At 62.1% G+C, this 13,123-nt stretch carries 11 protein-coding genes and 2 tRNA genes; 5 read left to right on the top strand and 8 right to left on the bottom strand.

What is annotated here, in order from left to right:
* Positions 1-112: 112 nt before the first annotated feature.
* The 4 genes from ACZ5Y5_RS04205 to ACZ5Y5_RS04190 are packed head-to-tail and all read left to right on the top strand — an operon-like array spanning position 113 to position 4,195.
* Positions 113-1,195: an alanine racemase gene (locus ACZ5Y5_RS04205; RefSeq protein ID WP_464810465.1), complete on the top strand. Its 1,083-nt coding sequence runs from the start codon at positions 113-115 to the stop codon at positions 1,193-1,195.
* Positions 1,195-1,593 (top strand): RidA family protein, encoded by a 399-nt coding sequence (locus ACZ5Y5_RS04200; protein WP_464809936.1) that lies wholly within the window; start codon positions 1,195-1,197, stop codon positions 1,591-1,593. Before ACZ5Y5_RS04205 ends, ACZ5Y5_RS04200 begins: the two co-directional genes overlap by 1 nt.
* Before the next feature lie 40 nt (positions 1,594-1,633).
* Positions 1,634-2,827, top strand: a complete 1,194-nt coding sequence (locus ACZ5Y5_RS04195) for an acetyltransferase domain-containing protein (RefSeq protein ID WP_464809935.1) — start codon at positions 1,634-1,636, stop codon at positions 2,825-2,827.
* A gap of 45 nt (positions 2,828-2,872) precedes the next feature.
* Positions 2,873-4,195 carry an NAD(P)/FAD-dependent oxidoreductase gene (locus tag ACZ5Y5_RS04190; RefSeq protein WP_464809934.1) on the top strand — a complete coding sequence of 441 codons (1,323 nt, stop codon included), beginning with the start codon at positions 2,873-2,875 and terminating at the stop codon, positions 4,193-4,195.
* A 24-nt stretch (positions 4,196-4,219) separates the two neighbouring features.
* Here ACZ5Y5_RS04190 and ACZ5Y5_RS04185 read toward each other — a convergent pair.
* The 5 genes from ACZ5Y5_RS04185 to ACZ5Y5_RS04165 form a co-directional block, all read right to left on the bottom strand.
* Positions 4,220-4,296, bottom strand: a tRNA-Pro gene (locus ACZ5Y5_RS04185).
* A 257-nt stretch (positions 4,297-4,553) separates the two neighbouring features.
* The gene (locus ACZ5Y5_RS04180; protein ID WP_464809933.1) at positions 4,554-5,825 is read right to left on the bottom strand and encodes an alginate export family protein; all 1,272 of its coding nucleotides are present in this window, start codon (positions 5,823-5,825) and stop codon (positions 4,554-4,556) included.
* Positions 5,826-5,925: 100 nt separating this feature from the next.
* Positions 5,926-6,729 (bottom strand): ABC transporter ATP-binding protein, encoded by an 804-nt coding sequence (locus ACZ5Y5_RS04175; RefSeq protein ID WP_464809932.1) that lies wholly within the window; start codon positions 6,727-6,729, stop codon positions 5,926-5,928.
* A gap of 16 nt (positions 6,730-6,745) precedes the next feature.
* Positions 6,746-7,705: a nitrate ABC transporter permease gene (gene ntrB, locus ACZ5Y5_RS04170; RefSeq protein WP_464809931.1), complete on the bottom strand. Its 960-nt coding sequence runs from the start codon at positions 7,703-7,705 to the stop codon at positions 6,746-6,748.
* A gap of 17 nt (positions 7,706-7,722) precedes the next feature.
* Entirely contained in the window at positions 7,723-9,003 is a 1,281-nt protein-coding gene (locus tag ACZ5Y5_RS04165) for a CmpA/NrtA family ABC transporter substrate-binding protein (protein WP_464809930.1), read from the bottom strand.
* A 412-nt stretch (positions 9,004-9,415) separates the two neighbouring features.
* Between ACZ5Y5_RS04165 and ACZ5Y5_RS04160 the strand changes: the two genes are divergently transcribed.
* On the top strand, positions 9,416-10,069 hold the full coding sequence (locus ACZ5Y5_RS04160; RefSeq protein WP_464809929.1) for a phosphatase PAP2 family protein: 654 nt from the start codon (positions 9,416-9,418) through the stop codon (positions 10,067-10,069).
* Positions 10,070-10,074: 5 nt separating this feature from the next.
* Here the strand turns inward: ACZ5Y5_RS04160 and ACZ5Y5_RS04155 are convergent.
* The 3 genes from ACZ5Y5_RS04155 to ACZ5Y5_RS04145 all read right to left on the bottom strand — a co-directional run bounded on the left by ACZ5Y5_RS04155 (position 10,075) and on the right by ACZ5Y5_RS04145 (position 13,014).
* Positions 10,075-10,150 (bottom strand) — tRNA-Ile (locus ACZ5Y5_RS04155).
* A gap of 24 nt (positions 10,151-10,174) precedes the next feature.
* Positions 10,175-11,212 (bottom strand): polysaccharide deacetylase family protein, encoded by a 1,038-nt coding sequence (locus ACZ5Y5_RS04150; protein ID WP_464809928.1) that lies wholly within the window; start codon positions 11,210-11,212, stop codon positions 10,175-10,177.
* A gap of 44 nt (positions 11,213-11,256) precedes the next feature.
* Positions 11,257-13,014 carry a sensor histidine kinase gene (locus tag ACZ5Y5_RS04145; protein WP_464809927.1) on the bottom strand — a complete coding sequence of 586 codons (1,758 nt, stop codon included), beginning with the start codon at positions 13,012-13,014 and terminating at the stop codon, positions 11,257-11,259.
* Between the last annotated feature and the right edge of the window lie 109 nt (positions 13,015-13,123).

Raw genomic sequence — 13,123 nt, 5'->3', positions numbered from 1 at the left:
GAGGAAGCAGATGGTGAGTGAAGCAGAAACCTTGGCTCCAGCACGGCACGAAAGCGCCGTAACGCGTCTCGGCGACCTGGAAACGCCCTGCCTCATCCTGGACGCCGACCGGATGGGTCGCAACATCGCGCGCCTCCGCCAACGGTTAGCACCGCTGGGCGTAGCGCTGCGCCCTCATCTCAAAACTGCGAAGTCGATTGAGGTCGCGCGCGCTGTCATGACGTCACCTCAAGGCCCCGCGACTGTGTCGACGCTCAAGGAAGCGGAATTCTTCGCCAGCGCAGGGGTGCAGGACATCATCTACGCCGTCGGTATCGCCCCTTGGAAGCTCGCCAAGGTCATCGAATTGCGCAAGCAGGGCGTGGACCTTGCCGTCGTCCTCGATACAGTCGAGCAGGCCGAAGCCGTGGCCGCCGCATCGCGCGATTCCGGTGAGGCTATTCCAGCACTGATCGAAATCGACTGCGATGGCCATCGCTCCGGCGTCCTGCCCGACGACGAAGATTGCCTGATCGCAATCGGCAGGGCGCTGGTCGAGGGCGGAGAATTACGCGGCGTTTTGACCCATGCGGGGGGCAGCTACAGCGCGCGGGGAACAGAAGCTCTGGCCCGCTGCGCTGAACAAGAGCGGCGCAGCGTCGTCGATGCCGCCGTCATTCTCCGTAATGCAGGCTTGCCCTGCCCCGTTGTCAGCGTCGGTTCTACGCCCACCGCCCACAATGCGCTGGACCTGAGCGGCGTGACCGAAGTCCGTGCGGGTGTTTTCGTGTTTTTCGACCTCGTCATGGCAGGCGTGGGCATCTGTCAGATCGATGATATCGCCCTCTCGGTCTTGGCAACAGTAATCGGCCATCAACGCGAAAAAGGATGGATATTGGTCGATGCCGGATGGATGGCCATGTCGCAGGATCGCGGAACAGCCAAACAGGACGTCAACCAGGGCTACGGCATAGTGTGCGACAGCAACGGCCAGCCTTATGCCGATCTCATCCTTGCCGACGCGAACCAGGAACATGGCATCATGATGGTACGTCCTGGTTCTGGGGCGTCTCTGCCTGATCTCAAGATCGGCGACCGCGTTCGGATCTTGCCCAACCACGCCTGCGCAACTGGGGCTCAGCATCGCAGCTATCATGTCGTTCACGGTGCATCCGACATTGTTGAGGCCGAGTGGCAGCGGTTCGGAGGCTGGTGATGAGCAGCAAGCCGCAAGCCATCCTGACCGCCGACGCTCCCGCACCGGCAGGCCATTATTCCCAAGCGATGCGTTCGGGTAACAGCCTCTATATTTCAGGCCAGCTTCCGATCCGGGCGGACAAGGCGCCGCTGCCTAGCACCGACTTCGAAACTCAATCGCGCCAAGCGCTCGCGAATATGCTCGCGATCCTGGAAGCCGCGGGCGGCAAGGCCGAGGACCTTTGTCGCGTTACGGCCTATATCGTCGGTGTGGGAAATTGGCCCGAGTTCAACCGCATCTACAGCGACATGCTGGGCGATGCGAAGCCGGCACGAACAGTGGTCCCGGTGCCCGAACTCCATTACGGTTTTCTGGTGGAAATAGACGCCATAGCAACCCTCCCCGACCAAAACTGAACGCCCGACCCAAAACGCCTATCGGCAGCCGGAGACGATCATGGCCACTCTCGTTGCAAGCAATGAAACATCGACGGTACGGTCGCCCATCGCAGCAGTGACCTCCGGCACGCGCCTGCAAAGCATCGATGCTTTGCGGGGGCTCGTCATGGTCATCATGCTGCTGGACCATGTCCGCGAAACCTGGTTTCTCTACATGCCGGTCGGCGATCCGGTGGATGCGCGGACGGTGATGCCCGCGCTCTTCTTCACCCGTATCACCAGCACTCTCTGCGCACCGATCTTCGTGGCGCTCACGGGCCTGTCCGCCTACCTCTACAGCCAACGCCACAGCCTGGCGCAGACCAGTGACTTTTTGCTTCGGCGCGGGGCATTTCTCGTACTGCTCGAACTCACCCTGGTGAATTTCTCCTGGCGCGCCGAACTGATACCCCATTTCGTTTTTCTTCAGGTCATCTGGGCGATTGGCCTTTGCATGATCATTTTGGCGGCGCTCATCCATCTGCCGCATCGGGTGATCCTGCTCCTCGGCCTTGCAATCGTCGGCGGACACAATCTCCTCGATCCAATAAGCTTTCCGCCTGACCACCCGCTGTTCGTCCCTTGGGCGATCATCCACGACCGGTCGCAGATCGAACTCGGTGGCGCCATCATCAAGTTCAACTATCCCATTCTGCCCTGGATCGGAGTGATCTGCCTTGGCTGGTCTGCGGGCAGTTGGTTCTCTGACCTCACGGAACAGGAACGGCGCGGCACCCTGCTTAGGACAGGCGCCGCCATGATCGCTGCCTTCATCCTGCTGCGCGCATTGAACATCTATGGAGACGCTCCCTGGTTCACCGTCCCTGGTGAGCCGATCCGGACCGTGATGAGCTTTCTCGCGCTCACAAAATATCCGCCCTCCCTTCTATTCCTGCTGCCTACGCTGGGGATCGGCCTCATTCTGCTTGCCGCATTTGAAAAGGCGAACGAAACGCGCCTCACTCACTGGCTGTCTGTCATGGGCGGCGCGCCAATGTTCTTCTATCTGTTCCACCTCTACCTTCTGCGCATCCTTTATCTCAGCGCCAGGGCGATCTGGGGCACCAACCATGGAGATATATTCGGGCTCGACTCCCTTGGCTGGGTGTGGGCCTGGTATCTCGGCCTGATCGTCCCACTCTATTTCCCGACCCGCTGGTTCTCCGATCTCAAGAAGCGGCGCAAGGATATCTGGTGGCTCAAATATCTTTGAGCCCTCAGCCAGCCCGCCTCAACTAACCCAATAAGGTGCCTTCGCATGTCTCCTGTCGTCCGTTCCGTCGTCAGCGATGAAACTCTTCCAAAGGCAGTGGACGTGGTGGTGGTTGGCGGCGGGATCGTCGGAACGGCGTCGGCCTATTTCCTCGCCAAGCGCGGCTTTTCTGTGGCGCTGCTGGAAAAGGGGCATGTCGGGTGCGAGCAATCAAGCCGCACCTGGGGCTGGTGCCGTCAGCAAAATCGCGACCCTCGCGAAATGCCTCTTTCGCTTCTTTCCATGCGGCTCTGGGACGATCTGGCTACAGACATCGGCCAGGACCTCGGCTTCCGCCGCACCGGCCTCATCTACACGACGGATGATGCCGCGATGCTCGCGGGCTGGGAAGCATGGCGGCCAACGGCGCGCGAGTTCGGCGTCGAAACTCATATGCTGACTGCCGCGCAAGCCGCCGAGCGCATACCGGAAAGGCGGCGCCAATGGGTGGGCGGGCTGCATTCAGTCGCTGATGGCAAGGCCGAACCCGCACTCGCCGCGCCTGTCCTCGCAGAAGGCGCGCGCGCTCTGGGGGCGACTATTCACCAAGGCTGCGCCGCCCGCAGCCTTGATATGACCAATGGGCGGGTGACCGGGGTATATACGGAAAAGGGCCATATACGCGCGGACGCCGTCCTATGCGCGGCTGGCGCCTGGGCCTCCACCTTCCTCCGCCGCCACGGGATCAGCTTCCCGCAAGCAAGCGTGCGGCAAACCGCTTTGCGCACGAAGCCGACCGCCAATGTCGGTGAAGTCATCTATTGCCCCGATTTCGCGATGACCCGACGCCTCGATGGCAGCTACACGATGGCGATCAGCGGCCGAGCCACGCTTGAACTGACGCCCCAGGGCATTCGCTTCGCCCGCGAATTCATGCCGCAATTTATCCAGCGCCTGAAGGCGGTGCAGTTGGGCATCGGTAAATCCTTCGTCTCAGGCCCGGAGTCACTAGCGGCGGTGTTCGGCAAAGATAGTCATATCTTCGAACATCATCGCATCCTGGACCCCGCCCCCAATCGAGGGCTGATCGATGCGGTAATGGAGAATGTGCGCGGCACCTTCCCCGAACTGTCGGGCATTGAGATTGACCATAGCTGGGGCGCCTATGTCGATTGCACCCCAGATGCGGTGCCCGTGATCTCAGGGATTGATCCCGTCGGCGGCCTCTATCTGGCGGCGGGCTGTTCAGGCCATGGCTTTGGCCTAGGCCCCGGCATCGGCTATCTGGCCGCGGATTTGATCACCAACGCAACGCCTAGCGTCGACCCGGCCCACTTCCGGCTCACCCGACTGATCGATGGATCTAAGATAAAGGTCGGTTCGCTGTAACGCTTCGCGCCGTCAGCAGATTAGTGGTCGGGGAGACAGGATTCGAACCTGCGACCCTCTGCTCCCAAAGCAGATGCGCTACCAGGCTGCGCTACTCCCCGACTGTGGCGGCCTTAGCGGTGAAGAATATGTCCCGTCAATCGGCCATCATCGGAACAGCAGCCACAGGATGATAATCACCGGGATCGGTATGCCGATCAGCCACAGCAAAATGCCCTTACCCATGGTCGCCTTCCTCCATCAAATCCCTTTGAGAGGAAATCAATGACCCAGGGTGGATGTTCCAACTTCTCTTGAGGCAACGAAAACCGCCGCGAGGGCACGAAGCCATCGCGGCGGCATCTCTCGGTTCAACAGGTCAAAGCGCGTAGTCGATCTGCGCCCAGAACTTCTTGGTGTCGGCGTCGCCCGTAAAGCTCGCGATGCCCTTCCGCTCATAGTCCGCATATTTGACGAGAGCGCTCAGATGCTTGTCGATCTTCAACGTCACCTGGGCGTTATATTCATCGCCATAGTGGATCGAGAGGCGGTCGCTGCTGAAACGATGGTAGATGAAGGATGCGACCAGCGGCCCCATCTTGCCGACCTTCGGCATCGTGTAGGCGATGCCGCCATAATAGTCCTGAATGCCCGTCGCCGGGGTCGTCAGGAACTTGTCCGCCCAGCCATTGAACTTGTGCAGCGTCGCGAAGGGCGTCTGGAAGGCGAAGCCGCCCGCGATGCCAGTGGCGCTGCTGTCCGAGCCCAACAATTCATAACCGGCCGTCAGCTTGAAGGGAGCCACTTCCAGCCCCAGTTCCGCCGCGACATAGTCGGCCTTATAGTCCACCGGGTTCTTCTGATAATCGCTCTGCCGCGCGTAGCTGGCGAGGTAGCTCAGCTTCACCTTCTTGGTGAGCGGAACGGCCCCGGCGAAGCGAGCACCATAGGTCTGACTGCTGTTGCGCAGCAGTGCGGCGACAGGCTCGTCCTCATCGATCAGATAGGCAAAGCCGGTGAGCGTGCCCAGCCTGGTCTTGTAGGAGACGTTCACGAAGATGTCGTCGCCGTCAATCTCGGTTGGCCGGTTCACTGATCCGAACTTGCCGCCATCAATCCCCCAGATCGTGCGTGCGGCGATGGCATAGGTCACATCGACCTTCAGATTCTTGACCCCCATATATTCCACGCGCAGTGCGTCGAAGGTCTGCTCGTTCTGCCGCCAAGCGACCGAACCGACAAAGCGCTGGTCGTCCAGGTTGATGCGCTGCCGCCCAAGGGTGACCACCAGCGGCTTGGTGCGATATTGCAATTGCAGACGATTGAGTTCGACATTCTCTGGATCAGCGACGATCGGATACAGCGTCTTGCCGTTGACCCCGCTATTATAATCCTCGTCGATGGCCAGCGTCCCCTCCCCTTCCACAAGGAAAGCGAAAGGCCCCTTGGACAGTTCACCGCCCGCGCGCAGGCGCATGGTGACTGCATCGGCATCACGGCTGCTGGTCAACGGCAGCGGTCCGTCCTGGTCGACCGCCTCATAACGCAGCCGCGCTTCGACGATCGGCTTGAACACAATGTCCTGCGCCAAGGCTGGCGTTGCTACCGTCGCCAGCGCGGACGCCGACAGCAACATATTCAATCCACGCATAATTCCCCCTCTATTGCTCCCGATGGCTTTTTGAGGCCTTTCAGGGCATCCCCTCTCAATCCCGATATTCTTGATGCCGCCTCGCTGGGCGACTTGTCCCTCACGCAGCGAGCGTGGCCGGATTGCGGTAGCGCTCGTGCAGAAAATGAATGACCGCGCTGCGGGCCTCCGCATATTCAGGCGCGTCGATGGCTTCGAGCCGGTTGCGCGGCCTTGCCAGCGCAACGGGCCGGTCCTCGCCAATTCGCGCCGCCGGGCCGTTGGTCATCATGACAACGCGGTCGGCCAACAGCACGGCCTCGTCCACATCATGGGTGATCATCAGCACGGTGTTGTTGAGCCGCGCCTGCAGATCCATAACAACGTCCTGCAGCGCCGCCCGCGTCAGCGCATCAAGCGCCCCAAAGGGTTCGTCCATCAGCAGCACGCGGGGGTTCATAGCTATCGCCCGGGCGATGCCCACGCGCTGCTTCATGCCCCCGGACAATTCGCCGGGCCTTTTGCCGGCGGCATGGGCCATCTGCACCAGCTCAAGATTGTGCATGACCCAATCCCTGCGCTCTGCCTTGCTCTTGCCGCGCGCCGTCTTGTCCACCGCCAGGCGGACATTTTCCTCGACGGTCAACCAGGGCAGCAGCGAATGGTCCTGGAAGACGACTGCACGGTCCGGTCCCGGTGCATCCACCACTTCCCCGTCCAGGAAGATCGCCCCGCGGGTTGGCTTCACCAGCCCCGCCACGGCGTTGAGCAAGGTTGACTTGCCGCAGCCCGAATGACCGATCAGCGCTACGAACTGTCCCTTGGCCACTTCCAGGTCGATGCGGTCCAACGCGCAGAAACGTCCAGCCTTGGTAGGAAATTCGACGGTGATGCCCTCAAGCGCGAGATAGCTGCGTTGTTTCATGAAACTGCCCTCCCCTTCAGCCTGCACGGCTGATGATGCGGCCCGCAAAGGCGACGATGCGATCCAGCGTAAATCCGACCAGGCCGATCCAGACGAGTGCGACGATCGTGTCGGTAAGCAACGAACTGTTGTAGCTGTCCCAGATGAAGAAGCCGACGCCGGTGCCTCCCTGCACCATCTCCGCCGCCACGATCGCTAGCCAGCTCATGCCGACCCCGATACGCAGCCCGGTGAACATGTGCGGCACGGTCGCGGGCAGCATGATCCGGACGAAATATTCGACGGGATTAAGCGCCAGCACCTTCGCCACGTTACGATAGGCCGCCGGGATGGTCTGAACCCCTGCCGCCGTGTTCAGGATGACCGGCCAGATCGCGGTGATGAAGATCAGGAAGATCGCCGATGGCTGCGCTTGCTGAAAGATCGCAAGGCTGATCGGCAACCAGGCGAGCGGCGGCACGGTGCGCAGCACCTGGAACAGGGGATCAAGCGCGCGGAAGGCGAAAACGCTCTGGCCGATCAGGATACCCAGCGCCACGCCGATGATCGCCGCAATGCTGTAGCCGATGAGAACCCGGCTAAGGCTGGTCAGCACATGACCGGCAATGCCGACATCGCCGCCATCCTGGATGCTGAAGTGGGTAAAGCCGATCTCCACCCCCTTGAACGGGTGAGTGATGACGTCATGACTTTCCTGCCAGACTTTCACAGGGCTGGGAAAAGTCGCATCCGGCGATCCGCACAGAAACTGCCAGAACAGCAGCAGCGCCCCGATCATGACGACGGTGGGCAGTATGGCGGCAATCACCGCACGCGCCTTGCTCACGATCGGATTCACCGGCGCGGCTACAGGCTCGAAACTGCGTCGTGCGATCGCTTCTTCCGGATAGGGCACGATGACCCCCAATTCTGCGGTGGCGCCGCCGGAAGATACCGGCGGCCCTCCATTCCTGCTCTTTGGCGATAGCGGAGCCATGGCTTTTTCCTCCCTCATCAGACCCGCTTGATCGCCATGCTCGCCAGATAGGCTTTGGGGTTGCTGGGATCGAAGGTCTTGCCGTCGAAGAATTTCTCGACGCCGCGGCTGTCGCTGGCCGGGCCTTTGCCGCCCAGCATCGCTGCGGCCTTCCGCCAGATATCGGAGCGGTTGACCTTGCCAATCACCCCCTTGGTGTCGAGCGTCATGGGCAGCTTGCCCCAGCGCTGGTTTTCCGTGAGGAACCACAGGTCGTGGCTCTTGTAGGGGAACGAGGCGTAGCCGCTGAAGAACTTCATCTTGAACGCCGCGTTCGGGAATTTACGCCCGTCGCCCATGTTGAAATTGCCCTGCAGGCGATCGGCGATATCGGTGATCGGGCACTTCAGATAGTCGCGGCCAGCGATCGTACCCGCCAGACGCGTGATATTACCCGGATTGTCCGCCCACCGCTGCGCTTCGATGATGGCTGCGGTAATCGCGACTGCGGCGCGCGGGTTCTTCGCCACCCAGTCCGACCGCATGGCGAAGCTCTTTTCGGGATGGTTCATCCACATCTGGCCGGTCGAAACCGCCGTGTAGCCCAGATTTTGCGCCACCAGCTGATCATTCCACGGCTCACCCACGCAGAAGGCGTCCATCGTGTCGGCCTTCATGTTCGCCACCATCTGCGGCGGCGGGATGGTGATCAGCTCGACATCCTTGTCCGGATCGATGCCGCCCGCCGCCAGCCAGTAGCGGATCCACATGTCGTGCGTGCCGCCGGGGAAGGTCATCGCCATGGTGATCTTCTTTCCCGCGCCCTTGCGCTGGGCGATCACGCCCTTCATTTTCGCAGAGCTGATATCCGCTTTCGCGCCCAGATATTCCTTGGAAACCGAAATGGCCTGGCCATTGACGTTCAGGCGGGCGAGAATGCTCATCGGCGTCGCCTTGCCGATTGCGCCCAGCGTCAGCAGATAGGGCATCGGCGTCAGAATATGCGCGCCGTCGATACCGCCACCGGCGCTGCCCAGAACCAGATTGTCGCGTGTCGCGCCCCAGCTGGCCTGCTTGGTCACCTGCACATCAGGCAGACCATATTTCGCGAAGAAGCCCAGTTCCTTGGCGATGATCACAGGCGCGGCGTCGGTCAGGGCGATGAAGCCCAACTTCGCGCCAGTCACTTCCGGCCCGGCGCCTGCGGCGAAGGCGCCTGACGGAAATGCCTGATGCACCGCAGCAAAAAGCGCAGCCGTCCCACCGGTTTTCAACGCGCCACGGCGGCTAACGCCTTTTGGATTGTCCCCCTCTGCCATTCCCCAATGTCCTTCTCTGTCAGATCGTCAGCGCTGCGACAGGCACGCAGCCAGCCATTCGCCGAAGCACTGTCCGGCGTGTGAAAGATGATGATGAAGGTTCACGGCGCGCATTCGCGTCCGCGTGAAAAACATAATAAAAAAGCCGCCTGGACGGGGTCTGTTCAGACCAGTCCGGGCGGCGTCATTGCCGATTTCGATCCTGTAAGATCGAAGCTGGTTCCTGCCGTCATCGGCGTTCCCAGCCTATGCGTCGAAGCGCCCCTGCCTCGACATGGATTAAGCTGTCATCGATTCGTCCGAGTCGCAAGAGAAATTTTTGCGTTGCACAAAACGCAACTGCTCGTTGTTGGACACAGTCGCAACTGCCACTCGCAACCGGGAACGTGCTCACAGTTCAGGCGTCTCTGGAATGCCGGAAAAGGAGGCTCATGTGCCGCAAAATCACCTTCCTCAGCATCGGATCGAGCAGCTTTCCCTACCCGAGCGCATCGATGTTGAAATCATCGAAAAGATGCGCCCCCTACTGCAGAAGCCCGTGGCGAAGAAGGTAGGCAAGCTAGGCAATTTGGGAGACGAGCCGCCCCTGATGGCGATCTCAGCCGCCTTGCTGATCGGCGGCACGCTCACTCGAAAGCGCGCGTTGCAGCGGGCGGCGATCCGCATGGCCCTGGCCCATCTCATCGCAATAGCCTTCAAGGAGGTGGGCAAGAATAATGTCGATCGCACCCGCCCCGACGAACAGCTGAAAACGGGAACCTATCACATGTCGGCCGGCCATTCGCGCGATGCCGACCTCCGCTCCTTCCCCAGCGGCCACACCGCGGGCGCGCTCGCCGTAGCACGGGCCTTCTCCCGCGATTATCCGCGTTACACCAAGCCGCTATTGGCGGCTGCAGCTGTCGTGGGCGCACTCCAGGTGCCCCGCCGCGCGCATTATCCTGGCGATGTGCTTGCAGGTGCAGTCGCTGGCGCAGTCGCTGAAAAGATCGCGAGCTTCGTCATCGATCAGTTGGGTCTGACAAACCGCAGGCTCGCCAAGCTATCACGTCCGGTAAAGGTCTGAAAAAGTGGTGGGCCCGGCAGGACTCGAACCCGCAACCTAGCCGTTATGAGCGGCCAGCTCTAACCATTGAGCTACAGGCCCCACCTGTCGTCCGGATAGGCAGGCTCAGGCCGCTTTGCAAGCCCGTCGCCGCTCCGGCACCGCATCCAACAACTGATCGAGGGTCGCCGGCCGCACATTCCGGCGCGCGAGATGCCCCAGCACCTTGTCCCACCAGCGGTAAAAGGCGACCCGATCTGCTTCATCACGAACATAGGGCGTATGCCCCGGCTCCAGCGTGGGCGAATGAAAGCTGAAATTCAGCACCGCCGCGCCTTCTTCGATCAGCGCATCGATCGCCGCTATCGCATCTGCAATCGGAACGCCTTCCGGCGTCAGCGGAACCCGGCTCAGCATGCCCGCTCTTGCCATCGCGCCCGCCACAGGCCCGATGCCCTGCGTCGCCCGATAAAGCCGCTCTCCGCCCCTGCGCAGCATCCCGACGAACGCCGTCGATAACGGCAACTCGACGAGCGCCCGTGTTGGTCCCGCCCAATAGGGGTTGAGCGGCATCCCACGAAAATCCGGCCCATGCTGGCCACTATAATCGAAGCGGCTGCGAACCGAGCTATCGAAACGAAAACCCGCCTCTTCCAGCAGCCGCGCGCTGTTGGGTCCCACGCCATAGCGCCCCGCCCGGTACGCAATCGGCCGCCGCCCGAACCGCGCCGCGATGCGCTCGCATAACGTCTCCAACTTCGCCCGTTCCATCGCCTCCGGAAGTGAGCCGGCATAGCTGTTGGCAGCCGTCACCTCCTCCAGATGCGGCGGGTTTACCCAGGGGTGCAGATGCGCTCCGATGTCGGCCGCACCATCGGCCACCCACTGACCCATCATGCCCGCGGCCGCATCGTCCTCGACCACCGGATAGTCGGTCACATAGACGGGTTTCACCGCCGCCGCCGCGAAATAGCTCTGCCCGGTGGCCATGCCTGTGAGCGCAGTGACGCCATGTCCGGTACGGCTGAACGGCGCGTTCCAGTCGAACTCTTCTTCGGTGTCAACGAACAGCACGAAACGCGTCCCGAAGTCGGGGGCGAGCGTGATCCTGTCTTCCGGCAAGGGCGAACGAAGCAGACTGCCGTCATGGATGGGGACGTTCATCCCGCATCCCTAGCGTTCAATCGTTGCGATAGGGTTTCGACGGGTCAGAAGCTGCCCGCCGCATCCTCCGCCACCGTCATGGCGGGCATGGCAAGCAGGAAGCGATCCGGCTCGATCTGCAGGCTGCCACCACAACCTGCCGCCAGGCTGCGGATCAACCGCAGCGAAAAGCCTAGCCCCAGCAGCGGCCCATCCGCCCAATCGCCCTCGGCCGTATAGCCCGGATCGAGTAACCGTTCCTCTTCCATGCCATCAAGGCTCGCGGGCCGATCGACGGCCAGCAACACATGACCATGACCGCCATCCGGTTGGAACCAGCATGCGCCGCTCAACATCTCCCCCGGCGCCGCGATCGACACCACGGTCCGGATCAAATGTTGCACCATCCGCTCGCCCTGAACAGGGTCGATCCGCACCATGGGAAGGGCGCGCGCCATGTTGATGTCGATCTGCGAACCGTTTGCTTCACCCTGCTCCCGGAAGCGGGCGGACACCTGTGCGATCAGCAGCGCCGGGTCAACCGCGCTGGGCGCCTCCGCGCCCTCTCCTCGCGACACCCGCGCGGCAAGGTCCAGATCATCGAACGCCGCCAGCAGATGCCGGGCGTCGAGCGCGATCTTGCCTGCCATCTCGCGATATTCGGGGCCGCTTGGTCCGAACAGCTCCTGCTCGATGATGTCCGCAAAGCCCAGTATGGCGTTCAGCGGCGTACGCAGCTCATGCACCAGTTGCCGCAGCGAATCCGCTGAGAGGCCCGCTACGGACACGGGCTCCGCCTGCGGCGGCGCTGCGACCTCGTGCAGATAGGGCCGCCGCGCTTGCCCTCGATAACCCTGGAAGCGGCCAGAGCGCGGATCAAAGAAGGGCGTCGCCGACAACCGCCACTCGCCCGCCATTGCACCACCGACGATCGTGTAGCGCCCATTCTGGAACCCGCTGCGCCGCGTGAAAGCGCCCGCAACGCTTCCATCGGGCCCACTCGCGCCAGCAACGGCCGTTTCGCTCAGCATCAGTCCGATCAACGCGGCACGCGGCCCCTGATCGACCCAAATGATCATACCCGTCGCGTCGGTTTCGAAGGCGAAGGCGCGCACCGCCGCTGCTTCACCCCCGTCGGCGCGCGGCACGACCACATCGGGCACCCGGCGCGTGCTGGTGAAGCGCTCGATGCGATCCACAAGGTTGCGGATCTGATCGTCGCCAGCCGCAACATCGTCAGCCGCAGATTCGGCCACCTTTTCGGCGAGCTCAGGCGCAGCCTCGACTGGCCCGTCGAACTGCTCGACCGGCGCCATCATCTCGGCGGTCAACAGCATGTCGTCCGCATCTGCCGATGGCGTATCTTCACGATCGCTCGTCAGCACCAGATCCGCCGAGCCGAACGCTTCCAACGCCTGCTGCGTCCCTGAACCCAGATCCCGTCGTCCACGCAGCACGCCGCGCGCCGTTGGCGTCAAGCGGGGCAGCAGTTCGGTCCACGCCTCATCCGGCAGTCGCGCGCGCGACATCGCGGCCGCTGCGATCGCGGGCCGATCATTGGCGAAAAACTCCACCAGCGCAGGCGAACGCAGCCGGCCGCCCAGTTCGACCACCGTCGCGATCCGTTGCGTTTCGGATAGCTGGGACTGCAAGCCCGCAAGCCTTTCCAGGAGCACCAGCCGTTCTTCGTCAGGCAGGGCCTTGCGATCGGCGCGATCATTCTGCGCCAGCAGATCGACGCATTGGCGCCACAGCGTCACTGCGCCCAGGCCGCTCCTATTCTCTGCGGCGAGAACAGTCTGCATCAGATCGTTGAAGCGCACCCTAATCCCCTTGAGGACTTCCGGCGACGTGCAGCACTTCATCGCGGAAGGAAATCATGGCTCCGGGATAAGCCTTCGAGCGCCAAAGGGGAAGGGGCAGAGCTTGGCG

This window comes from Sphingobium sp. TomTYG65, assembly GCF_055395525.1.
This window is presented reverse-complemented; position numbering and strand designations above follow the sequence as displayed.